The following is a 19,691-nucleotide window of genomic DNA, read 5'->3' as shown; positions in this document are numbered from 1 at the left end:
AGCGGCGGTATGACGGAACAGCTCGACCGCGCCACCGGCCTGCTCCGGGAGGTGCTGGGGCCCGACCTCCTCGGCGCCTGCCTCCACGGCTCCGCCGTCCTCGGCGGTCTGCGGCCGGCCAGCGACCTCGACATCCTGGCGATCACCCGGCGCAGCCTGGACCCGGACCGGCGGCGGGCGCTGCTGGCGGGCCTGCTGGAGATCTCGGGGCTCACCGCCGGGGTCCGGCCGGTCGAGCTGACCGTCGTCGTCCACTCCGCCGTCCGCCCCTGGCGCTACCCGCCGACCGCGGACTTCCTCTACGGCGAGTGGCTGCGCGCGGAGTTCACCGCGGGCGGGCCGCCGCTCCCCGCGCCCCTGCCGGACCTGGCGGTGCTCCTCACCGTCGCCCGGACCGGCGGCCGTCCCCTCACCGGGCAGCCGCCCGCCCGGCTCATCGACCCCGTGCCCCACGCCGACCTGGTCCGGGCGAGCCTCGCCGGCCTCCCGGAACTCCTCGACGGCCTCGCCGACGACACCCGTAACGTCCTGCTCACCCTGGCCCGGGTCTGGGCCACCCTCGCCACCAGGGAGATCCTGCCGAAGGACGCCGCCGCGGACTGGGCCCTCGCCAGGCTCCCCGCCGAGCACCGTCCCGTCCTGGAGCACGCCCGCGAGCTGTACCGCACCACCCTCTACGCGGACGAGCGCTGGAGCCCCGCCCTGACCGCCCGGGTCCGCCCGCACGCGCGCGAGGTGCTCGCCCGGATCGACCGGCTGCGCGCCGGGGCCGACGGCGGGCCCGCACCCGCTCCCGGGGAGCCGCGCGGCCCGCGCCGGGGCGCATGATCGGCCGCGCCCCGCCGCTTCGTATGCTCGTGCCATGACCGACACCACCGGCACCACCGACCTCGACGCCGAGGACCGCAAGATCGTCACCCTGGCGCGCAGCGCCCGTGCCCGCAACGGAGTGGCCGAGGGCGCCGCCGTACGCGACGAGACCGGGCGCACGTATGTGGCGGGCACCGTGGCGCTGGAGTCGCTGAAGCTGAGCGCCCTGCGGACCGCCGTCGCCATGGCCGTCGCCAGCGGCGCCACCTCGCTGGAGGCCGCCGCCGTCGTCTCCGCCGCCGAGAGCCCCGCCGACGAGGACCGCGCCGCCGTACGGGACCTGGGCGGACCGGAGACGCCGGTGCTGCTCGCGGCTCCGGACGGCACCCTCCGGCTGCGGGTCACGGCGGGCTGACCGGCCGCCCCGAGCCCCTGTCCGCGGCGGCCTTCCGGCGCGTCCGTGCGGACCGCTGTGCGGGAGCGCCGCCGCGATCGGGGAGAATGGTCGCCATGAGCGCTCGACCGAACCAAGAAGCCGCTGCCCAGCGGGCGGAGAACGACGCCCCCCACCGGGCCGGTTTCGCCTGCTTCGTGGGCCGTCCCAACGCGGGCAAGTCCACCCTGACGAACGCTCTGGTCGGCCAGAAGGTGGCGATCACCTCCAACCGGCCCCAGACCACCCGGCACACCGTGCGCGGCATCGTGCACCGCGACGACGCCCAGCTGATCCTGGTCGACACCCCCGGCCTCCACAAGCCGCGCACGCTGCTCGGCGAGCGGCTGAACGACGTGGTCCGCACGACGTGGGCCGAGGTCGACGTCATCGGCTTCTGCCTGCCCGCCGACCAGAAGCTCGGCCCGGGCGACAAGTACATCGTCAAGGAGCTGGCGGGGATCAGGAAGACCCCCAAGATCGCCATCATCACCAAGACCGACCTGGTCGAGTCCAAGGCGCTGGCCGAGCAGCTCCTCGCCGTCTCCGCGCTGGCGGAGGAGCTGGGCTTCGAGTGGGCCGAGATCGTGCCCGTATCGGCGGTCGGGGACAAGCAGGTGGGCCTGCTCGCCGACCTCATCGCCCCGCTGCTCCCCGAGAGCCCGCCGCTCTACCCGGAGGGCGACCTCACCGACGAGCCGGAGATGGTCATGGTCGCGGAGCTGATCCGCGAGGCCGCGCTGGAAGGCGTACGCGACGAGCTGCCGCACTCCATCGCCGTCGTGGTCGAGGAGATGCTGCCGCGCGAGAACCGTCCGGCGGACAAGCCGCTGCTGGACATCCACGCCAACGTCTACATCGAGCGCCCCAGCCAGAAGGGCATCATCATCGGCCCGAAGGGCCAGCGGCTGAAGGACGTCGGAACGAAGTCGCGCAAGCACATCGAGGCGCTGCTCGGCACGCCCGTCTTCCTGGACCTGCATGTGAAGGTCGCGAAGGACTGGCAGCGCGACCCGAAGCAGCTGCGGAAGCTCGGTTTCTGAGCCGCCTCACGGAGCGGCCGGTCTCACGCGCCCTCCTTGAGGACGCGTGAGACCAGCGTGCGCTGCGCCCCGGTCAGATCGGGGTCAGCGCAGTACACGGTGTGGTCCCCGGCCGTGATCGCGTACCGGAAGCCGTCCGGCACCCCGGACGGCGGCTCGTCCGGGGTGGTGGCGAGGACCTCCGCGGCGAGCGACTCCCACTCCGCCGCGTCCCCGCGGTCCTCGGTGTCGATCGCCTGGCTGCGGGAGATGCCGGCGAAGCCGCCGGTGCGGGTGACCTGAATACGCATGGGGTCCTGTCTAGCGGGGGCGGGGCGGGCCCTCAACCCCGCCGTACGGGGCCGGGGCGGTCACGCCCGCCTCACGGGTCCGGCTCCGCGGTCTCGCTCCGTCGTCGGTACGGCGGTGTCACTCCGCCGTCGGCACGCCCACCTCGGACCAGGCCTTCAGGACCGCCTCCTTCTCGCCGCGCTCCCCGAACCGGCTCCCCGCCGCCGCGACCGTCAGCCGGGCGAACCGCGCGAAGTCGGCGTTGGCCGTCAGCTCGCCGCCGGTCAGCACGTCGAACCAGATCTGCCCGGCCCGCTCCCAGGCGTTCCCGCCCAGCGCGTTGGCCAGCAGGTAGAACGCCCGGTTGGGGATGCCGGAGTTGATGTGGACCCCGCCGTTGTCCTCCTCCGTCTCGACGTACTCCTCCATCGAGGCGGGCTGCGGGTCCTTGCCCAGCACGTCGTCGTCGTAGGCCGTGCCCGGGGCCTTCATCGAGCGCAGGGCGTCCCCGCTGACCCGGGGCGCCAGCAGACCGGCGCCGATGAGCCAGTCGGCCTGCTCGGCGCTCTGGCCCAGCGAGTACTGCTTGACGAGCGAGCCGAAGACGTCGGAGACCGACTCGTTGAGCGCGCCCGACTGGCCCTCGTAGCGCAGGTTGGCGGTGTACTGGGTGAGGCCGTGGGCCAGTTCGTGGGCGATGACGTCGATGGCGTACGTGAAGTCGAGGAAGATCTCCCCGTCGCCGTCCCCGAAGACCATCTGCTCGCCGTCGAAGAACGCGTTGTTGTACTCGTGGCCGTAGTGGACGGAGCCGATGAGCGGCAGGCCCTTGCCGTCGATCGAGCTGCGCCCGTAGGCGGAGAGCAGCAGGTCGAAGGTGGCGCCGAGTCCGGCGTACGCGCGGTTGACGCTGGCGTCCGAGGTGGGCTTGTCGCCCTCGCCGCGGACCTCGGTGCCCGGCAGGGAGGTGCCGTTCTCGCAGTCGTACAGGGTGCGGTGGGGCCGGGAGGGGACCGCGCCCGCCGTGGGGGTGGCGGGCGCGGCGGCCAGGGCCGTCAGCCGACGGCGGTCTCGGCGGAGGCCGTCGGCCTCCAGGGTGCGGCGGGCGGGTCCGGCCAGCCGGGGGTCGCCGGAGTGGGAGAGCTTGTCGAGGACGTGGGGCGGCACGATGGTGCAGAAGACGGGGTTCAGCCCGTCGGCACTGGTTCGAGGCTGCATGATTCGACTGTGGCACTCCGTCACCGTCCTGTCACTGGTTGCGACGATGATTGACGAAATGGAGTGATGAGTCACCGTTTCCCCCTCATCGATGCCCGGTCCCGCATACTGATACGGACCGACACCCCGGGCCACCCTCGGCTAGGCTCGTCGCATCATGCGTTTCGGGCTGCTTCTCCTTAGCTGCCGCGGCGAGGGCCTGTAGTCGTAGGCCGACTCCCTCCCCGCGGAGTCTGGTGCTGCAGCGACACCGTCGGCCGACCCCATGTCGGACCCCGAGGAGCCCTACGTCATGACCACGCCCGTGAACCCCGCCGGTGCTGTGAACCCCGCGAGCGACGCCGTCGGCCGCCCCACGCCCGTCACCAACGCGACGCAGCTCCAGAAGCCGTCCGGGATGCCGGTCCACAAGTACCGCGGCTACGACGCCGTGGACATCGCCGACCGCACCTGGCCGGACAACCGGATCACCGTCGCGCCCCGCTGGCTGTCGACCGATCTGCGCGACGGCAACCAGGCGCTGATCGACCCGATGAGCCCGGCCCGCAAGCGCGAGATGTTCGATCTGCTCGTACGCATGGGCTACAAGGAGATCGAGGTCGGCTTCCCGTCCTCCGGCGAGACCGACTTCGCCTTCGTGCGCTCCATCATCGAGGAGGGCGCGATCCCCGAGGACGTGACGATCTCCGTCCTGACCCAGGCCCGCGAGGAGCTGATCGAGCGGACCGTCGAGTCGCTGGTCGGCGCCCGCCGGGCCACCGTCCACCTGTACAACGCCACCGCCCCCACCTTCCGCCGCGTCGTCTTCCGCGGCTCGAAGGAGCAGGTCAAGCAGATCGCGGTGGACGGCACCCGGCTGGTGATGGAGTACGCGGAGAAGATCCTGGGCCCCGAGACGGTCTTCGGCTACCAGTACAGCCCGGAGATCTTCACCGACACCGAGCTGGACTTCGCCCTGGAGGTCTGCGAGGCGGTCTGTGACGTCTGGCAGCCCGAGGAGGGCCGCGAGATCATCCTCAACCTGCCCGCCACCGTGGAGCGCTCCACGCCCTCCACCCACGCGGACCGCTTCGAGTGGATGTCCCGCAACCTGACCCGCCGCGAGCACGTCTGCCTCTCCGTCCACCCGCACAACGACCGGGGTACGGCGGTGGCAGCGGCCGAGCTGGCGATCATGGCCGGGGCCGACCGCATCGAGGGCTGCCTGTTCGGCCAGGGCGAGCGCACCGGCAACGTCGACCTGGTCACCCTGGGCATGAACCTGTTCTCGCAGGGCGTCGACCCGCAGATCGACTTCTCGCAGATCGACGAGATCCGCCGCACCAGCGAGTACTGCAACCAGATGGAGATCCACCCCCGCCACCCGTACGCGGGCGATCTGGTCTACACCGCCTTCTCCGGCTCCCACCAGGACGCCATCAAGAAGGGCTTCGACGCCATGGAGGCCGACGCGGCCGCCCAGGGCAGGAGCATGGACGACATCGAGTGGGCCGTGCCGTACCTGCCGATCGACCCCAAGGACGTCGGCCGCTCCTACGAGGCCGTCATCCGCGTCAACTCGCAGTCCGGCAAGGGCGGTATCGCCTACGTCCTGAAGAACGACCACAAGCTGGACCTGCCGCGCCGGATGCAGATCGAGTTCTCCCGGATCATTCAGGCCAAGACCGACGCCGAGGGCGGCGAGGTCACCCCGACCCAGATCTGGTCCGTCTTCCAGGACGAGTACCTGCCCAACGCCGGGAACGCCTGGGGCCGCATCCAGCTGCGCTCCGGCCAGACCACCACCGACACCGACGGCCGGGACACCCTGACCGTCGAGGCCACCGTCGACGGCACCGACACCGTCCTGACCGGCACGGGCAACGGCCCGATCTCGGCGTTCTTCGAAGCGCTGCAGGCCATCGGCATCGACGCCCGGCTGCTGGACTACACCGAGCACACGATGAGCGAGGGCGCCTCCGCCCAGGCCGCCTCGTACATCGAGTGCGCGATCGACGGCAAGGTGCTGTGGGGCATCGGCATCGACGCCAACACCACCCGCGCCTCGCTCAAGGCGGTCGTCTCCGCCGTCAACCGCGCCTCCCGCTGACACCCGGCAGTGGTCGTACGGACCCCGATCGCCCGCTCCGGGCGGTCGGGGTTCGGCCATATCCGAGGGTTGTGACCTCCCGAGTACTGACGTCACATCACGCATGTGGCTAACATCACGTCCAACACACGGCAATGTTGCCGGAGCGTTACGGAGGTGTGCGACGTGCGGTCAGCCAAAGGACAACGCGCTCTGAGGCCGGTCCTCTGCGGCATCCGCACGGTCTGGGACGCCGTCGGCGACGGGGCCTTCTTCTGCCCCGGCTGCGGCGGCGACCGCAACTACCGCCGTCTCACCGGCCGCCGCCGGCTCACCGTCCTCGGCATCCCGCTGGCCCGCCGGGGCGAGACCGGGCCCGTCGTGGAGTGCGCCGCCTGCTGCGCCCGCTTCGCCCCCGACGCCCTGGACCACCCCACCACCACCCGGTTCTCCTCGATGCTCCGGGAGGCCGTCCACACCGTCACCCTGGCCGTCCTCGCGGCCGGCGGGACCACCTCCCGTACGGTCCTGGAGACCGCCGTCGGGGTCGTCCGCGACGCCGGGCTCGACGACTGCACCCAGGAGCAGCTGTACACCGTGGTGGAGGTCCTCGCCGCCGACGCCGGGCCCGGCACCGCGGCCGACCCGACGGCCGAGGCGTGCGGCCCGGCCCTCGCCATCGAGCTGCACGAGGTGCTGGCCCCGCTCGCCCCGCACCTGGCCACCGCCGGACGTGAGTCGGTGCTGCTCCAGGGCGCCCGGATCGCGCTGGCCGACGGGCCCTACAGCCCGGCCGAGCGGGAGGTCCTGACGGCGGTGGGCGGCGCCCTGCGGCTCCCGGCGGCCGACACCGCCCGTCTGCTGGCCGCGGCGGCCCGTACGCCCTCGTAGGGGCCGGGAGGGCCGGGAGAAGCCGACCGGCGGCCCCGCGAAGCGCCCACCGGCCCCCGCGGCCCGCCCCCGGTGGGCGACAATGGGCCCATGAGCTTGTTCCGGGACGACGGCATCGTGCTGCGTACGCAGAAACTGGGCGAGGCCGACCGGATCATCACGATCCTCACCCGCGGCCACGGCCGGGTCCGCGCGGTCGCCCGGGGGGTGCGCCGCACCAAGTCCAAGTTCGGCGCCCGGCTGGAGCCGTTCTCCCACGTCGACGTGCAGTTCTTCGCGCGCGGCAGCGAGCTGGTCGGCCGCGGGCTGCCGCTCTGCACCCAGAGCGAGACCATCGCCCCGTACGGCGGCGGGATCGTCGCCGACTACGCCCGCTACACCGCCGGCACCGCGATGCTGGAGACCGCCGAGCGGTTCACCGACCACGAGGGCGAACCGGCCGTCCAGCAGTACCTGCTCCTCGTCGGCGGCCTGCGCACCCTCGCCCGGGGCGAGCACGCGCCCCATCTGATCCTGGACGCGTTCCTGCTGCGCTCGCTGGCGGTCAACGGGTACGCGCCGAGCTTCGAGGACTGCGCGAAGTGCGGGATGCCGGGGCCCAACCGGTTCTTCTCCGTCGCGGCGGGGGGCGTCATATGCGGTGACTGCCGGGTCCCCGGCAGCGTCGTACCCTCGGCACAGGCCCTCGAACTGCTGAGCGCACTGCTCAGCGGCGACTGGGCGACGGCGGACGCCTGCGAGGCCCGTCACGTCAGGGAGGGGAGCGGGCTGGTGTCCGCCTATCTGCACTGGCACCTGGAGCGCGGACTGCGCTCGCTGCGGTACGTGGAGAAGTGACGCGGGCCCCGGGCGGGCCCGGGCGCGCCCTCGGAGCGCGACGCGTTACGTGAAGAAGTGACACAGGGAGACTGAGAAGCTCATGGCAGTACGCGGGATCCTCGGCGGCCGTAACCGGCGCACGTACAAGACCCCCGAGCCGCACCCCTCGGGCGCGGTGCCGCCGAAGATCCCCGGCGAGCTGGTGCCCCAGCACGTCGCCGTCGTGATGGACGGCAACGGACGCTGGGCCAAGGAGCGGGGGCTGCCCCGCACCGAGGGCCACAAGGTCGGTGAGGGCGTCGTCATGGACGTCCTCAAGGGGTGCATCGAGATGGGCGTCAAGAACCTCTCGCTCTACGCCTTCTCCACGGAGAACTGGAAGCGCTCGCCGGACGAGGTGAAGTTCCTGATGAACTTCAACCGGGACGTGATCCGCCGCCGCCGCGACGAGATGGACGAGCTCGGCATCCGCATCCGCTGGGTGGGCCGCATGCCCAAGCTGTGGAAGTCCGTGGTCCAGGAGCTCCAGGTCGCCCAGGAGCAGACCAAGGACAACGACAGGATGACGCTGTACTTCTGCGTCAACTACGGCGGCCGCGCCGAGATCGCGGACGCGGCGCAGCGCATCGCCCAGGACGTGGCGGCCGGGCGGCTGGACCCGTCGAAGGTCAACGAGAAGACGTTCCAGAAGTACATCTACTACCCGGACATGCCGGACGTGGACCTCTTCGTGCGCCCCAGCGGCGAGCAGCGCACCTCGAACTACCTGATCTGGCAGAGCGCGTACGCGGAGATGGTCTTCCAGGACGTTCTGTGGCCGGATTTCGACCGCCGGGACCTGTGGCGGGCCTGCCTGGAGTACGCGCAGCGCGACCGCCGCTTCGGCGGTGCGCAGGAGGCGGCGGAAGCCGCGAACTGAGTACGGGAAAGGGGCGGGCCCGGTGCGCGAAGCACCGGGCCCGCCCCTTTCCGCAGGTCCGTTACGCCTTCTTCTCGGCGCACTCCGCGCAGGTGCCGAAGATCTCGACCGTGTGCGCGACGTTGACGTAGCCGTGCTGGGCGGCGATCGTCTCGGCCCACTGCTCGACGGCCGGGCCCTCCACCTCCACGGCCTTGCCGCAGAGCCGGCAGACCAGATGGTGGTGGTGGCTGTCGGTCGAGCACCGCCGGTAGACGGCCTCGCCCTCGGTGGTGCGCAGGACGTCGACCTCGCCCGCGTCGGCGAGGGACTGCAGGGTCCGGTAGACCGTCGTGAGGCCCACGGAGTCGCCGCGGTGCTTGAGGACGTCGTGCAGCTCCTGGGCGCTGCGGAACTCGTCGACCTCGTCGAGGGCCGCCGCCACCGCCGCCCGCTGCCGGGTGGACCGGCCGCGTACCGGCGCTGCGTTCGTGCCACTGATCGGCGCCGTGGCCACAGGTGCCTCCTCGTGTCGCCCGTACATGTGTCGGGCCATTGTGCCAGCCCGCCCGGGTGCCGCACTCGGACGCGCACGTCACCCGGCCACGTACGTGCCGCACGGCTCCCGGGCCCGGACCCCGTCCGCGGCTCAGACCCGGACGTCGTCCGCGCCCCGGCGGGCCGCCGGTACCTCCAGGGTGCACTCCGCACCCTCCGCCTCGCTCTTCCGGGCGCGCCTGCGGGCGAGCGGAGCCGCGAGCGCGGTCAGCGCGACGAACACCGCGATGGCCAGCAGCACGATCGTCGCGCCGGGCGGGACGTCCTGGTAGTACGAGGTCACGGTGCCGGTCAGGGTCACCGCCGTGCCGATCACCACGGAGAGCACGAACGTCACCCGGAAGGACTTGGTGATCTGCTGCGCCGCCGCCACCGGCACCACCATCAGCGCGCTGACCAGCAGCAGCCCGACGACCCGCATCGCGACGGTCACCGTCACCGCGGCCGTGACCGCGACCAGCAGGTTCAGCACCCGCACCGGCAGCCCGGTGACCCGGGCGAACTCCTCGTCCTGGCTGACGGCGAACAGCTGCCGCCGCAGCCCGACCGTGACCAGTACGACGAAGGCGGCCAGCACGGCGATGGCGATGACGTCCGACTCGGAGACGGTGGAGAGCGAGCCGAAGAGGTACGAGGTCAGGTTGGCGTTGGAGCCGGTGTCGGAGAGGTTGATCAGCATGACGCCGCCCGCCATGCCCCCGTAGAAGAGCATGGCCAGGGCGAGGTCGCCGCGGGTGTGCCCGTACCAGCGGATCAGCTCCATGGTGACCGCACCGGCCACGGCGACGGCGGTGGCCATCCAGATGGGGCTGGTGGAGAGCAGGAAGCCGAGGCCGACGCCGGTCATCGCGATATGGCCGATGCCGTCGCCCATCAGGGCCTGCCGGCGCTGGACCAGGTAGATGCCGATGGCGGGCGCGGTGATGCCGACCAGCACGGCCGCGATGAGCGCCCGCTGCATGAAGGGAGGGTTCAGGAATTCGAACAGCATCAGGTCAGCAGTCCCGTCCGTACGGGCTCGGCGGCCGCGTGGGGGTGTACGTGGTCGTGGCCGGGCAGGGCGTGCTGGCCCAGCGCCTCCGGCGGCGGGCCGTCGTGGGTGACGCAGCCGTCGCGCAGGACGACGGCCCGGTCGATCAGCGGCTCCAGCGGCCCCAGCTCGTGCAGGACCAGGAGCACGGAGGTGCCCAGCGCCACCTGTTCGCGCAGCGTCGCCGCCAGGATCTCCTGGCTGGCCAGGTCGACCCCGGCCATCGGCTCGTCCATGATCAGCAGCTCCGGCTCGGCGGCCAGGGCGCGGGCGATCAGCACCCGCTGGTGCTGGCCGCCCGAGAGGGCGCTCACGGAGTCCTTGGCGCGGTCGGCCAGGCCCACCAGCCCGATGGCCCGCTCCACGGCCGCCCGGTCCGCCTTCCCCGGCCACCGCAGCTTCGTACGGGCCAGCCGGCCGGAGGCGACGACCTCGCGGATGGTGGCGGGCACCCCGCCGGCGGCCGTGGTGCGCTGCGGTACGTAACCGACGCGGCCCCACTGGCGGAAGCGCCGCAGCTCGGTGCCGAACAGCTCGACGGTGCCGCCGGTCAGCGGGACCTGGCCGATCGCGGACCGCACGGCGGTGGACTTGCCGGACCCGTTGGCGCCGAGCAGGGCGACGACCTCGCCGCGCCGCACGGTGAGGTCCACGCCGCGCAGCACGGGGCGCGCGCCGAGCGTGGCCGTGGCGCCGCGCAGGCTGACGACGGCCTCGCGGTGGGTGGTGCTCTCACGCTCGGGCATGAGTGCCTCCGATCCGACGGTCGTACGAGTAAGACGGGTGGTGCGGGTCACTTCGCGCCGAGTGCCTTCTGCAGCGCGGCGAGGTTGGACTCCATGACCTCGATGTAGTCAGCGCCCTGGGACTTCTTCGTGATTCCCTCCAGCGGGTCCAGGACGTCGGTCTTCAGCCCGGTGTCCTTCGCGAGGGTCTTCGCCGTCTTGTCGCTGGCGAGCGTCTCGAAGAAGACCGTGGTGGCCTTCTCCTTCTCCGCGATGGTGTGCAGCTCCTGGATCCGGGCCGGGGTCGGCTCGGCCTCCGGGTCGATGCCCGCGATGCCCTGCTGGGTGAGCCCGTAGCGCTCGGCGAGGTAGCCGAAGGCGGAGTGGGTGGTGATGAAGGTCTTGGTGGCGGTGTTCTTCAGCCCGCTCTCGTACGCCTTGTTGAGCTTGTCCAGCTCGGCGACGAGGGCCTCGGTGTTCTTCTTGTAGTCGGCCGCGTGGTCCGGGTCGGCCTTCTCCAGGGACTTGCCGACGCCCCGGGCGACCTCGGCGTACTTCACCGGGTCCAGCCAGATGTGCGGGTCGGCGCCGCCGTCCTGGCCGTGGTTGTGGCCGTCGTCCTCGGAGTGCTCCGCGTGGCCTTCCTCGCCCTCGTGACCGTGCTCGTCCTCGTGGCCGTGGCCCTCTTCTTCGCCCTCGTGGCCGTGGTCGTGGCCGCCGACCTCGGCTCCGTGGTTCTCCAGCGTGGTGAGGGTCGCGGCGTCGACGGTGTTCTTCACACCGGACTGCTTGATCGCATCGTCCACGGCGGGCTGGATGCCCTTGAGGTAGAGCACGTAGTCGGAGTCGCTGATCGAGCCGATCTGGCGCGGGGTGAGCTCCAGGTCGTGCGGCTCGACGCCCGGCTTGGTGAGGCTGGTGACCGCGACGTGCTCGCCGCCGATCCGCTCGGCCAGGAACTGCATCGGGTAGAAGGACGCCGTCACCTTCAGCCTGTCGCCGCCGCTTCCGTTGCCCCCGTCGGCGGCGTCGGAGGTGGAGCAGGCCGAGAGAGCGGTCAGACCGAGGACGACTGCTCCGGCGACGGCGGTGGTGGGTATGAGGCGACGTACGTTCATGACAGTCATTTTCAACAAAACTGGAAACGATTGTCAACAAGGCTGATGAGATGCCCGGAAGATCACATAGGGGAGGCGCCCGGGTTCCGCGCACCGCCACCGATTTGATCCGGGGGGTGCGCGCGCCGGTAATCTGGCCCCTTCGCCCGTTCGTCATCGTCGTATGAAGAGAGCACCGTGGCCGCCGACAAGATCGACACCATCGTCAGCCTGAGCAAGCGCCGTGGCTTCGTCTACCCCTGCAGCGAGATCTACGGCGGTCAGCGTGCCGCCTGGGACTACGGGCCGCTGGGCGTCGAGATGAAGGAGAACCTGAAGCGCCAGTGGTGGCGCTACATGGTCACCGCGCGCGAGGACGTGGTCGGTATCGACTCGTCGGTCATCCTGGCCCCCGAGGTCTGGGTCGCCTCCGGCCATGTCGCCACCTTCTCGGACCCGCTGACCGAGTGCACCTCCTGTCACAAGCGCTACCGCGCCGACCACCTGGAGGAGGCGTACGAGGACAAGCACGGCAAGCCCCCGGTCAACGGCCTCGCCGACCTCAACTGCCCCAACTGCGGCAACAAGGGCACCTTCACCGAGCCCAAGCAGTTCTCGGGTCTGCTCTCCACCCACCTCGGCCCGACCCAGGACTCCGGCTCGGTCGCCTACCTGCGTCCCGAGACCGCCCAGGGCATCTTCACCAACTTCGGCCAGGTGCAGCAGACTTCGCGCAAGAAGCCGCCGTTCGGCATCGCGCAGATGGGCAAGTCCTTCCGGAACGAGATCACTCCGGGCAACTTCATCTTCCGGACCCGCGAGTTCGAGCAGATGGAGATGGAGTTCTTCGTCAAGCCGGGCGAGGACGAGGAGTGGCAGCAGTACTGGATGGACCAGCGCTGGAACTGGTACACGGACCTCGGCATGCGCGAGGAGAACATGCGCTGGTTCGAGCACCCGAAGGAGAAGCTCTCCCACTACTCCAAGCGCACCGCCGACATCGAGTACCGCTTCCGCTTCGGCGGCAGCGAGTGGGGCGAGCTGGAGGGCGTGGCCAACCGCACCGACTACGACCTCAAGGCGCACTCCGAGGCCTCGGGCACCGACCTGGTCTACTACGACCAGGAGGCCAACGAGCGCTGGACGCCGTACGTCATCGAGCCCGCGGCCGGTGTCGGCCGCGCGATGCTGGCGTTCCTGCTCGACGCCTACGTCGAGGACGAGGCGCCCAACGCCAAGGGCGTCATGGAGAAGCGCACCGTGATGCGCCTCGACCACCGCCTCGCCCCGGTCAAGGTCGCGGTCCTGCCGCTCTCCCGCAACCCGCAGCTCTCCCCGAAGGCCAAGGGCCTCGCGGCCGACCTGCGCAAGAACTGGAACATCGAGTTCGACGACGCGGGCGCCATCGGCCGCCGCTACCGCCGCCAGGACGAGATCGGCACCCCGTTCTGCGTCACCGTCGACTTCGACACCCTCGACGACAACGCGGTGACCGTGCGCGAGCGCGACACGATGAAGCAGGAGCGCGTCTCCCTGGACCAGATCCAGGCGTACCTCGGCGCCCGCCTGCTCGGCTGCTGACGCGTCCGTACGTCCCGCCGTACGCGCTTCCCTCCGTGCGTGAGGGATGAGGCCCCCGGTTCCGCTCGGCGGAGCCGGGGGCCTCACCCCTTCCGGCCGGGCGCTGCCGCCGACGGCCGGAAAACCTGGTGCCGCGCGCTCCGGGGGCGGGGTACGGTTTCCGTATGTCTTCGTTCTTCCAGATCTACGAGTGAGAGCGCGGCGGGTGGGTCCACCCCGCCGCCCCCGGGACCCCACGACCGGTCCCGATCACCTTTCGCTGATTCACTTCTCACCCCGAACGGGAGAACGCCATGGCCAAGGGCCGCAACAACCTCCTCGGCGTCGGCGGGCAGCGCAAGAAGCTGTCCCGCGCCGAACAGCAGGGCGCGGGCTCCGCGCGCGTTGCCGACCGCAAGGTCGCCGAGGACAAGAAGCAGGAGCTGGTCCGCAAGATGCGCGAGCGCGCCGAGGCCCAGACGTCGGCCACCGCGTCGGCGGACCCGGCCGAGCAGGGCGGCTCCGCGCAGAGCTGACGGCTGAGCAGTACGCCGTACGACGGTGGGCCCGGATCATCCGTGATCCGGGCCCACCGTTCTGTTCCGCACCCCCCCCCGAGGCGTCGGAGGCGGTGGGCTCCACCTTCTCCGCCCTTCCCCGCCAAGGGAGTTACGCGTCCGGCGCCGGCTCGTCGGCCGCGAGCTTGCGGGCGATGGCGCCGAGGGCCGTCAGCTCCTCCGGGGCGAGGCGGTCGACGACGTGCCTGCGGACGGAGGCGACATGGGAGGGGGCGGCGTCCCGCAGGGTGTCCCAGCCCGTGGGGGTCAGGGCGAGGAGGCAGCCCCGGCCGTCGGCGGGGTCGGGGGCGCGCCGGATGAGATCGCGCGCCTCCATGCGGGAGGCGTGCCGCGAGAGCCGGCTGCGGGACCAGCCCATCTTGTCGGCCTGTTCGTGCAGCGTGCTGGTGCCGTCCGGGCGCTCGGACAGGGTGCTGAGCACCTCGTAGTCCGGCTCGGAGAGGCCGAGTCCGGCCAGGTCCCGCGCGGTGCGGACCTGGACGGCGGTGACCATGCGCAGATATGCCCGCCAGGTGCTCTCCTCGGCGGCCGAGAGCCACTCGGCCGGGGAATCCGGCTGATTCGTTGACATGGAATCAATCTACCGGCTAATTTCGTTTCCATGACAACGAAACGCCCGCGCATTCTTGTCCTCGTCTCCAGTACCCGCCCCAACGCGCTCGGCCCCGCCGTCGGCCGGTGGGTCGCCGACACGCTCGCGCCCGACGCCGAGCGGCTCGGTGTGGAGCTGGTGCTCCAGGCGATCGGCGATCTGGAACTGCCCTTCCTGGACGAGGAGGAGCACCCGTCGGCCGGTGTGTACCACCACGAGCACACCCGCCGCTGGAGCCGGATCGCCGGTGGCGCGGACGGCTTCGTCGTCGTGACGCCTGAGTACAACCACACCATGCCCGCCACCCTGAAGAACGCCCTCGACTACCTGGGCGCCGAGTGGGCCTGGAAGCCGGTCGGCTTCGTCAGCTACGGCCACACCTCGGCCGGCACCCGGGCGGTCCAGCACGCCAAGCAGGTCGTGACCGCCCTGCGGCTGGTCCCCGTGGGGGCGACCGTCGCCCTGCGGATCGGGGACGTGGTGCGGGGGGACGAGCTGTCGCCCCAGCCGCGCCACGCGGACGCGGCCCGGGGGCTGCTGGCCGAGCTGGTGCGGGCCGCCCACGCCCTGGCCCCGATGCGCGAGCTGGAGCACCCGGAGGCCGTCGAGGGCCCGCTCCCCGGCTCGTACGCGCGCCGGCTCGGCCCGGACGACGTGGCCGAGGTCACGGTGCTCCAGCGCTGCTGCTGGCTGGAGGAGGCCCTCCTCAACGACACCCTGGCGATCCCGGTGCTCCATGAGTCCCCGGCCGACGTCCGCGCCTGGCTGGCCGACTGGGACGCGACGGGCCTCTGGCGGGACGGCCGGCTGCTCGGCATGGTCCGCACCCGCCGTACCGGCACCGACCTGCAGGTGGGACGGCTCGCCGTCGTCCCCGACCTGCGGGGGCTCGGCGTGGGCCGCTGGCTGCTGGGCCACGCCGAATCGGCGGCGGAGAAGGGCGGGCGCATCGTCCTGTCCACCGGCGCCGCCAGCCACCGCAACCTCGCGCTCTACCGGCGGCAGGGGTACGTTCCGGTCCCCGGCGGCCAGGAGGAGGGCGTGGTGGACCTGGCCAAGCCCGTCGCGGTATGAGCGGCCGTACCGGCGAGCACGACATCGGTCAGGAAGCAGAGGGCCGGGCAGCGGAGAGCCGGGCAGCGGCGGACCAGGAGAAGGAGCAGCTCGTGGAACAGGTGGACTGGGTCGACATCCCCGCCGGGACCCTGCGTCGGGGCACACCCGCCGACGCCGTACCGGCGGTGGCCCGTCGCTACGCGGACACCGGCGTCCCGGTGGAGTGGTATCTGAAGGAGGCCCCGCGCGCCGAGACCCACGTACCGGCCTTCCGGATCGCCCGGACCCCCGTCACCGTCGGGCAGTGGGCCCTCTTCGCCGCGGCCACCGGCCGCCCGGAGCCGCAGGGCACGGCGGACCACCCGGTCATCGGGGTCGCCTGGGAGGAGGCGGCGGCCTACTGCCGGTGGGTCGGGGAGCGCACCGGCCTCGCTGTGCGGCTGCCCACGGAGGACGAGTGGGAGCGGGCCGCGCGGGGCGACGACGGCCGGGAGTTCCCCTGGGGCGACGAGTACCGCACCGGACTGGCCAACCTCGTGGACCTCGGCCTCGGCACCACCACACCGGTCGGCGCCTTCCCCGAGGGCGCCAGCCCCTTCGGCGTCCTGGACATGGCGGGCAACGCCGACGAGTGGACCTCCACGCTGTACGCCCCCTACCCCGGGGCCCCCGACGACGTGCCGAAGACCGAGGACTGGGCCTTCGACCCGCACATCACCCGGGGCGGCGCGTTCCGCCACGACCGGGATCTGGCCCGCTGTGCCCGTCGGCACGGGGCGTACGAGAAGGACCTGACGGCGATCGGCGTCGGTTTCCGGCTGGCGGCTCCGGCCCGGTGAGCCGGCCCCCGGGCGGCTCGGTGGCCTGGCTCCGGGGCACCCGGGCGGCCTCGTCCCGTGGCATCCCGGCGGCCTCGCCCAGGGGCACCCCGGCGGCCTGCTCCCGGGGCGCCCCGGCCGTCTCGCCCCGGGGCGCCCCCAGGCGTTCCGGGGACATCCGGCCCGCCAGGTGGTACCCCGCCCCGCCCAGCGCGGTCAGCACCGCCAGCACCCCCCACAGCACCAGGGTGTGACGCTCGATCAGGGCCCCCACCAGGGCGGGACCGGTGATGGCCGACACCGTCCAGGTGAGGTTGACGACCGAGAGGTAGCGGCCCCGGGCGTGACGGGGTGCCACGGTCGCGGAGACCGCCGTCATGGCGGGGGTCGCCGCCATCTGCCCGAAGGTGAACAGCACGACGGCCGCGCAGACCAGCACCACCCCCACGGCGCCACCCGCCGCCGGCAGGACCGCCAGCAGCAGGAGCGTGGCGAGCATCAGCACCGCGCTGCGGACGACGACCCGGCTGCGCCGGACCGTGGCCAGCCGGGCGGTGAGCGCGGACTGCGCCACCACGATCAGCAGGGCGTTGAGGGTGAAGGCGGTCGAGGGCAGCCAGGCGGGCAGCCCGCGCACCGCCACCAGATAGACCGGCAGCACGGTGGTGGGGATCAGCCAGGCGAAGACGAACGCGGTCTGCGCCCCGATCAGTACGAAGACCGTCCGGTCGCCCCGGAGCGCCCGCCAGCCGCCCTTCTCCCCGCTCTTCTCCCCGTCCTGCTCCCCGTCCTGACCGCCGTCCGTCCCCGGTACGGCGGTGGTGGCCGGCCGGGGAGCGGCGGCGGCCCGCACCCGGCGTCCCGGGTAGGCGAAGAGCAGGGCCGTCACGGCGCTCGTGCCCGCGTTGATCAGCACGATCAGGACGGCCGCGCCGGACCAGCCGGTGCCCAGCAGGGCCCCGCCGACCGCCCCGCCCAGCCCCACGCTCGCGTTCTTCCCGGCGGCGGTGAACGCGTACCACCGGTCCAGCTCCTCGCCCTGCGCCAGATCGGCGACGAACGCGGGCCACGACACCCAGTACACCCGCTCCGCGCACAGCACGACGAAGAGCACCGCGACCAGCGACGCCTGGCTGTCCACCAGCAGGTAGCAGAGGTAACCGACGGTCGCCAGAAGGTTGTTGGCGACCAGGGACGCCTTCGGCCCCCACCGGTCCACGGCGATCCCGGCCAGCGGTGCGACCGGCAGGGAGAGCAGGGTCGCCAGGCTCGTTCCGTACCCCACCTCCTGGACGGTCAGATCGGTGGTGAGCAGGAAGAACAGGAAGTTGAGCGGGATGAACATCCCCACGCCGAAGGAGTCCAGCGCCGTCGCGGCGACGATCCGGCCGTTGCCGGACAGGCGCGGGATCCCCAGGCGGTCGGCCACGCGGGCCTTCCTGGAGCCGGGGGCGCTTCCGGGGCCTGGGGCGCCCCCGGAGCGGGGAGCGTGCTCCTCCTCCGTCACGTCCGTTCCGGGTCGGGCAGCTCGATCCGGTGACCGGCGACCTCCCGTTTGGCCACCAGATAGCCCCGGTTGGTGCTGCGGACGAACGCCCCGGTGGTCCGGGTGGAGCGCACCTCCACCCCGCTGTCCGTCAACTGCCGCGCCTTGTCGGGGTTGTTGGTGAGGAGCTGGATGGCGTCCACCGAGAGCGCGGCGAGCATCTGGGCGGCGGGCCGGTAGTCGCGCAGGTCGTCGGCGAAGTTCAGCTTCCGGTTGGCCTCGAAGGTGTCCAGGCCGCCGTCCTGGAGGAGGTACGCGTCCAGCTTGTTGTAGAGGCCGATGCCCCGGCCCTCCTGGCGGAGGTAGAGCAGGATGCCCCCGTGGTGGGCGAGGAGGTCCAGCGCCTCCCGGAGCTGGGGCCCGCAGTCGCAGCGCCCGGAGCCGAACACATCGCCGGTCAGGCACTCGGAGTGGACCCGCACCAGCGGGATGTCCCGCTGCCGCTCCCCGAAGACCAGGGCGATGTGCTCCCGGCCGTCCACGAGACCGGTGAAGCTCAGCATTCTCGCCGTCACCGTGCCCGTACCGGTCTCCACCGGCACGGGCACGTCGGCGCGGACCGCTGCGGGCAGTAAGGCGGTCGAGGGGGTGTCGAGCCCGGCGGCCGTCGGAACCGTGCTGCTCATGTGTCTCTTCCTCCAGGCGGGGACGGTGCGGGTGGGGGAGGGGGCGGTGGCGGAGGGGGCCCTGTGTCCACCGGCTCCCACAGGTGCGCCGGCAGATCCCACGCGTACTCGCGCCCGAGGTTGGCGGGGTCGAGCAGCTTTCCGTAGGAGGCCCGGTCGAGTTCGGGGACCTGGGTGCGGTGGCAGCGGATCGCGCGCTCCTTGGCGGCCGTGGTGCCACCGTCGAGGGCGTACGGGAGAGGCCTGGCCTCCTCCTCCGAGGCGCCCGGGAAGTGCTCCCCGAACCACTCGGCCAGGGCGAGCGGGTCCTCGTTGTGCCAGGTGTAGGTGGACCAGGTGCCGTGGGCGCGGTGGCGGTTGCTCATGGCGAAGAGCTGGTAGGGGTAGTCGGCGTAGAGCCGCACCCGGGGCGGTGCCCCGGCGGCGGCGAGTTCACGGCAGGCGGCCAGACCGGTGTCGCGGACGGCCAGATGGTCCGGGTGGCTCCCGATGGCGGAGGGCAGCCACACCTCCCCGGCCCGCCCGATCCGCTCCCGCATCTCCCGGCGCAGCGCCCCCGTGTCCGGCGGCCCCGTCCGGTACTGGCCGTCCAGATGGTCCCAGGCGTCCAGGGCCACTCCCGTACCCCGGTAGGCGGCCGCGTCCTCGCGCAGCCGTTCGTGGGCCATCTCCCGTGACGTACGGGCTCCGAGAAGCTCGTCCCAGGGGGCGAGGAAGGCGGGGTCCTTGGGCACCCCGGCGAAGACGGTCACCACCTCACCGCCGGGCCGCAGCGCACCGAAACAGGAGAGCACCACGTCGTCGGCGTGCGGCGAGAACACCAGGACGGGGACGGCCGACCCTCCGGCACCGGCACCCGAACTGGCACCAGAACCGGCACCAGCGCTTCCGGGACCAGAACCGGCACCAGAACCGGCACCAGCGCTTTCGGAACCAGCACCAGCACCGGCACCAGCGTCGCATCCAGCACCGGCACCGGCACCGGCGTCGGGACCAGCACCAGCACCGGCACTGACACCAGCCCCGAAACCGGCCCCCGTACCGGCACCAGCCCC

The 19,691-nt window shown here is 72.1% G+C and carries 21 protein-coding genes and 1 pseudogene; 11 read left to right on the top strand and 11 right to left on the bottom strand.

The window, feature by feature from the left end; all coding sequences use genetic code 11:
- The first annotated feature begins 9 nt into the window (after positions 1–9).
- The 3 genes from ACQ9ZG_RS09525 (at position 10) to era (ending at position 2,286) form a co-directional block, all read left to right on the top strand.
- Positions 10–828: an aminoglycoside adenylyltransferase family protein gene (locus tag ACQ9ZG_RS09525; protein ID WP_499280273.1), complete on the top strand. Its 819-nt coding sequence runs from the start codon at positions 10–12 to the stop codon at positions 826–828.
- 34 nt (positions 829–862) lie between these two features.
- Positions 863–1,225, top strand: coding sequence for a cytidine deaminase-like protein (locus ACQ9ZG_RS09520; RefSeq protein ID WP_028415263.1), 363 nt, complete (start codon positions 863–865; stop codon positions 1,223–1,225).
- An 86-nt stretch (positions 1,226–1,311) separates the two neighbouring features.
- Complete coding sequence (era, locus tag ACQ9ZG_RS09515) at positions 1,312–2,286, top strand: GTPase Era (RefSeq protein ID WP_018487086.1); 975 nt, start codon at positions 1,312–1,314, stop codon at positions 2,284–2,286.
- A gap of 23 nt (positions 2,287–2,309) precedes the next feature.
- On the opposite strand, the gene ACQ9ZG_RS09510 is transcribed toward era, so the two are convergent.
- Both ACQ9ZG_RS09510 and ACQ9ZG_RS09505 read right to left on the bottom strand, forming a co-directional pair.
- A complete protein-coding gene (locus ACQ9ZG_RS09510) occupies positions 2,310–2,576 on the bottom strand; it encodes a protealysin inhibitor emfourin (RefSeq protein ID WP_109916280.1) in 267 nt (88 codons plus the stop codon).
- Between the two features lie 118 nt (positions 2,577–2,694).
- Positions 2,695–3,774, bottom strand: a complete 1,080-nt coding sequence (locus tag ACQ9ZG_RS09505) for a M4 family metallopeptidase (protein ID WP_018487084.1) — start codon at positions 3,772–3,774, stop codon at positions 2,695–2,697.
- A 292-nt stretch (positions 3,775–4,066) separates the two neighbouring features.
- On the opposite strand from ACQ9ZG_RS09505, the gene leuA reads away from it, so the two are divergent.
- From leuA to ACQ9ZG_RS09485, 4 genes are all read left to right on the top strand, one after another.
- Entirely contained in the window at positions 4,067–5,863 is a 1,797-nt protein-coding gene (gene leuA, locus ACQ9ZG_RS09500) for a 2-isopropylmalate synthase (protein ID WP_109916281.1), read from the top strand.
- Positions 5,864–6,028: 165 nt separating this feature from the next.
- Positions 6,029–6,733, top strand: coding sequence for a tellurite resistance TerB family protein (locus ACQ9ZG_RS09495; RefSeq protein ID WP_499280270.1), 705 nt, complete (start codon positions 6,029–6,031; stop codon positions 6,731–6,733).
- 90 nt (positions 6,734–6,823) lie between these two features.
- Positions 6,824–7,570, top strand: coding sequence for a DNA repair protein RecO (gene recO, locus ACQ9ZG_RS09490; RefSeq protein ID WP_006124319.1), 747 nt, complete (start codon positions 6,824–6,826; stop codon positions 7,568–7,570).
- 82 nt (positions 7,571–7,652) lie between these two features.
- A complete protein-coding gene (locus tag ACQ9ZG_RS09485; RefSeq protein ID WP_109916831.1) occupies positions 7,653–8,471 on the top strand; it encodes an isoprenyl transferase in 819 nt (272 codons plus the stop codon).
- Between the two features lie 61 nt (positions 8,472–8,532).
- On the opposite strand, the gene ACQ9ZG_RS09480 is transcribed toward ACQ9ZG_RS09485, so the two are convergent.
- From ACQ9ZG_RS09480 to ACQ9ZG_RS09465, 4 genes are all read right to left on the bottom strand, one after another.
- Entirely contained in the window at positions 8,533–8,967 is a 435-nt protein-coding gene (locus ACQ9ZG_RS09480) for a Fur family transcriptional regulator (protein WP_018487080.1), read from the bottom strand.
- Positions 8,968–9,099: 132 nt separating this feature from the next.
- On the bottom strand, positions 9,100–9,999 hold the full coding sequence (locus tag ACQ9ZG_RS09475) for a metal ABC transporter permease (RefSeq protein ID WP_028415268.1): 900 nt from the start codon (positions 9,997–9,999) through the stop codon (positions 9,100–9,102).
- Positions 9,999–10,784, bottom strand: coding sequence for a metal ABC transporter ATP-binding protein (locus ACQ9ZG_RS09470; RefSeq protein WP_028415269.1), 786 nt, complete (start codon positions 10,782–10,784; stop codon positions 9,999–10,001). The genes ACQ9ZG_RS09475 and ACQ9ZG_RS09470 overlap by 1 nt, the downstream gene beginning before the upstream one ends.
- Positions 10,785–10,831: 47 nt before the next feature.
- Complete coding sequence (locus ACQ9ZG_RS09465; protein ID WP_109916051.1) at positions 10,832–11,881, bottom strand: metal ABC transporter substrate-binding protein; 1,050 nt, start codon at positions 11,879–11,881, stop codon at positions 10,832–10,834.
- Positions 11,882–12,058: 177 nt separating this feature from the next.
- On the opposite strand from ACQ9ZG_RS09465, the gene ACQ9ZG_RS09460 reads away from it, so the two are divergent.
- A complete protein-coding gene (locus ACQ9ZG_RS09460; protein WP_018487076.1) occupies positions 12,059–13,441 on the top strand; it encodes a glycine--tRNA ligase in 1,383 nt (460 codons plus the stop codon).
- A 293-nt stretch (positions 13,442–13,734) separates the two neighbouring features.
- A complete protein-coding gene (locus tag ACQ9ZG_RS09455; RefSeq protein WP_028415271.1) occupies positions 13,735–13,956 on the top strand; it encodes a DUF6243 family protein in 222 nt (73 codons plus the stop codon).
- A gap of 133 nt (positions 13,957–14,089) precedes the next feature.
- Here ACQ9ZG_RS09455 and ACQ9ZG_RS09450 read toward each other — a convergent pair whose 3' ends face one another.
- Complete coding sequence (locus ACQ9ZG_RS09450) at positions 14,090–14,569, bottom strand: MarR family winged helix-turn-helix transcriptional regulator (RefSeq protein WP_109916052.1); 480 nt, start codon at positions 14,567–14,569, stop codon at positions 14,090–14,092.
- Between the two features lie 30 nt (positions 14,570–14,599).
- Between ACQ9ZG_RS09450 and ACQ9ZG_RS09445 the strand changes: the two genes are divergently transcribed.
- Together ACQ9ZG_RS09445 and ACQ9ZG_RS09440 are read left to right on the top strand one after the other, a co-directional pair.
- Complete coding sequence (locus ACQ9ZG_RS09445) at positions 14,600–15,664, top strand: bifunctional NAD(P)H-dependent oxidoreductase/GNAT family N-acetyltransferase (RefSeq protein ID WP_109916053.1); 1,065 nt, start codon at positions 14,600–14,602, stop codon at positions 15,662–15,664.
- Positions 15,661–16,485 carry a formylglycine-generating enzyme family protein gene (locus tag ACQ9ZG_RS09440; RefSeq protein WP_258312217.1) on the top strand — a complete coding sequence of 275 codons (825 nt, stop codon included), beginning with the start codon at positions 15,661–15,663 and terminating at the stop codon, positions 16,483–16,485. The genes ACQ9ZG_RS09445 and ACQ9ZG_RS09440 overlap by 4 nt, the downstream gene beginning before the upstream one ends.
- 145 nt (positions 16,486–16,630) lie before the next feature.
- Here the strand turns inward: ACQ9ZG_RS09440 and ACQ9ZG_RS09435 are convergent.
- The 4 genes and pseudogenes from ACQ9ZG_RS09435 to ACQ9ZG_RS09420 all read right to left on the bottom strand — a co-directional run.
- Positions 16,631–17,893 (bottom strand): annotated as a pseudogene (locus ACQ9ZG_RS09435) (MFS transporter); the annotation flags it as partial.
- Positions 17,894–17,967: 74 nt separating this feature from the next.
- On the bottom strand, positions 17,968–18,636 hold the full coding sequence (locus tag ACQ9ZG_RS09430; RefSeq protein ID WP_028415276.1) for a GTP cyclohydrolase II: 669 nt from the start codon (positions 18,634–18,636) through the stop codon (positions 17,968–17,970).
- Positions 18,633–19,433 carry a PIG-L deacetylase family protein gene (locus ACQ9ZG_RS09425; protein WP_258312372.1) on the bottom strand — a complete coding sequence of 267 codons (801 nt, stop codon included), beginning with the start codon at positions 19,431–19,433 and terminating at the stop codon, positions 18,633–18,635. Before ACQ9ZG_RS09425 ends, ACQ9ZG_RS09430 begins: the two co-directional genes overlap by 4 nt.
- Positions 19,385–19,642: a hypothetical protein gene (locus tag ACQ9ZG_RS09420; RefSeq protein WP_181398371.1), complete on the bottom strand. Its 258-nt coding sequence runs from the start codon at positions 19,640–19,642 to the stop codon at positions 19,385–19,387. Before ACQ9ZG_RS09420 ends, ACQ9ZG_RS09425 begins: the two co-directional genes overlap by 49 nt.
- Between the last annotated feature and the right edge of the window lie 49 nt (positions 19,643–19,691).

Source organism: Streptomyces araujoniae (genome assembly GCF_050871195.1).
Taxonomy (GTDB): domain Bacteria; phylum Actinomycetota; class Actinomycetes; order Streptomycetales; family Streptomycetaceae; genus Streptomyces; species Streptomyces bacillaris.
This window is presented reverse-complemented; position numbering and strand designations above follow the sequence as displayed.

Bases quoted from the DNA above. Each gene is read 5' to 3' on its own strand.
- recO (WP_006124319.1), top strand. From the start codon at position 6,824: ATGAGCTTGTTCCGGGACGACGGCATCGTGCTGCGTACGCAGAAACTG.
- ACQ9ZG_RS09505 (WP_018487084.1), bottom strand. From the start codon at position 3,774: ATGCAGCCTCGAACCAGTGCCGACGGGCTGAACCCCGTCTTCTGCACC.
- ACQ9ZG_RS09465 (WP_109916051.1), bottom strand. From the start codon at position 11,881: ATGAACGTACGTCGCCTCATACCCACCACCGCCGTCGCCGGAGCAGTC.
- ACQ9ZG_RS09475 (WP_028415268.1), bottom strand. From the start codon at position 9,999: ATGCTGTTCGAATTCCTGAACCCTCCCTTCATGCAGCGGGCGCTCATC.
- ACQ9ZG_RS09440 (WP_258312217.1), top strand. From the start codon at position 15,661: ATGAGCGGCCGTACCGGCGAGCACGACATCGGTCAGGAAGCAGAGGGC.
- ACQ9ZG_RS09520 (WP_028415263.1), top strand. From the start codon at position 863: ATGACCGACACCACCGGCACCACCGACCTCGACGCCGAGGACCGCAAG.
- ACQ9ZG_RS09445 (WP_109916053.1), top strand. From the start codon at position 14,600: ATGACAACGAAACGCCCGCGCATTCTTGTCCTCGTCTCCAGTACCCGC.
- ACQ9ZG_RS09470 (WP_028415269.1), bottom strand. From the start codon at position 10,784: ATGCCCGAGCGTGAGAGCACCACCCACCGCGAGGCCGTCGTCAGCCTG.
- ACQ9ZG_RS09510 (WP_109916280.1), bottom strand. From the start codon at position 2,576: ATGCGTATTCAGGTCACCCGCACCGGCGGCTTCGCCGGCATCTCCCGC.
- ACQ9ZG_RS09430 (WP_028415276.1), bottom strand. From the start codon at position 18,636: ATGAGCAGCACGGTTCCGACGGCCGCCGGGCTCGACACCCCCTCGACC.
- ACQ9ZG_RS09485 (WP_109916831.1), top strand. From the start codon at position 7,653: ATGGCAGTACGCGGGATCCTCGGCGGCCGTAACCGGCGCACGTACAAG.
- ACQ9ZG_RS09450 (WP_109916052.1), bottom strand. From the start codon at position 14,569: ATGTCAACGAATCAGCCGGATTCCCCGGCCGAGTGGCTCTCGGCCGCC.
- ACQ9ZG_RS09455 (WP_028415271.1), top strand. From the start codon at position 13,735: ATGGCCAAGGGCCGCAACAACCTCCTCGGCGTCGGCGGGCAGCGCAAG.
- ACQ9ZG_RS09525 (WP_499280273.1), top strand. From the start codon at position 10: ATGACGGAACAGCTCGACCGCGCCACCGGCCTGCTCCGGGAGGTGCTG.
- era (WP_018487086.1), top strand. From the start codon at position 1,312: ATGGTCGCCATGAGCGCTCGACCGAACCAAGAAGCCGCTGCCCAGCGG.
- leuA (WP_109916281.1), top strand. From the start codon at position 4,067: ATGACCACGCCCGTGAACCCCGCCGGTGCTGTGAACCCCGCGAGCGAC.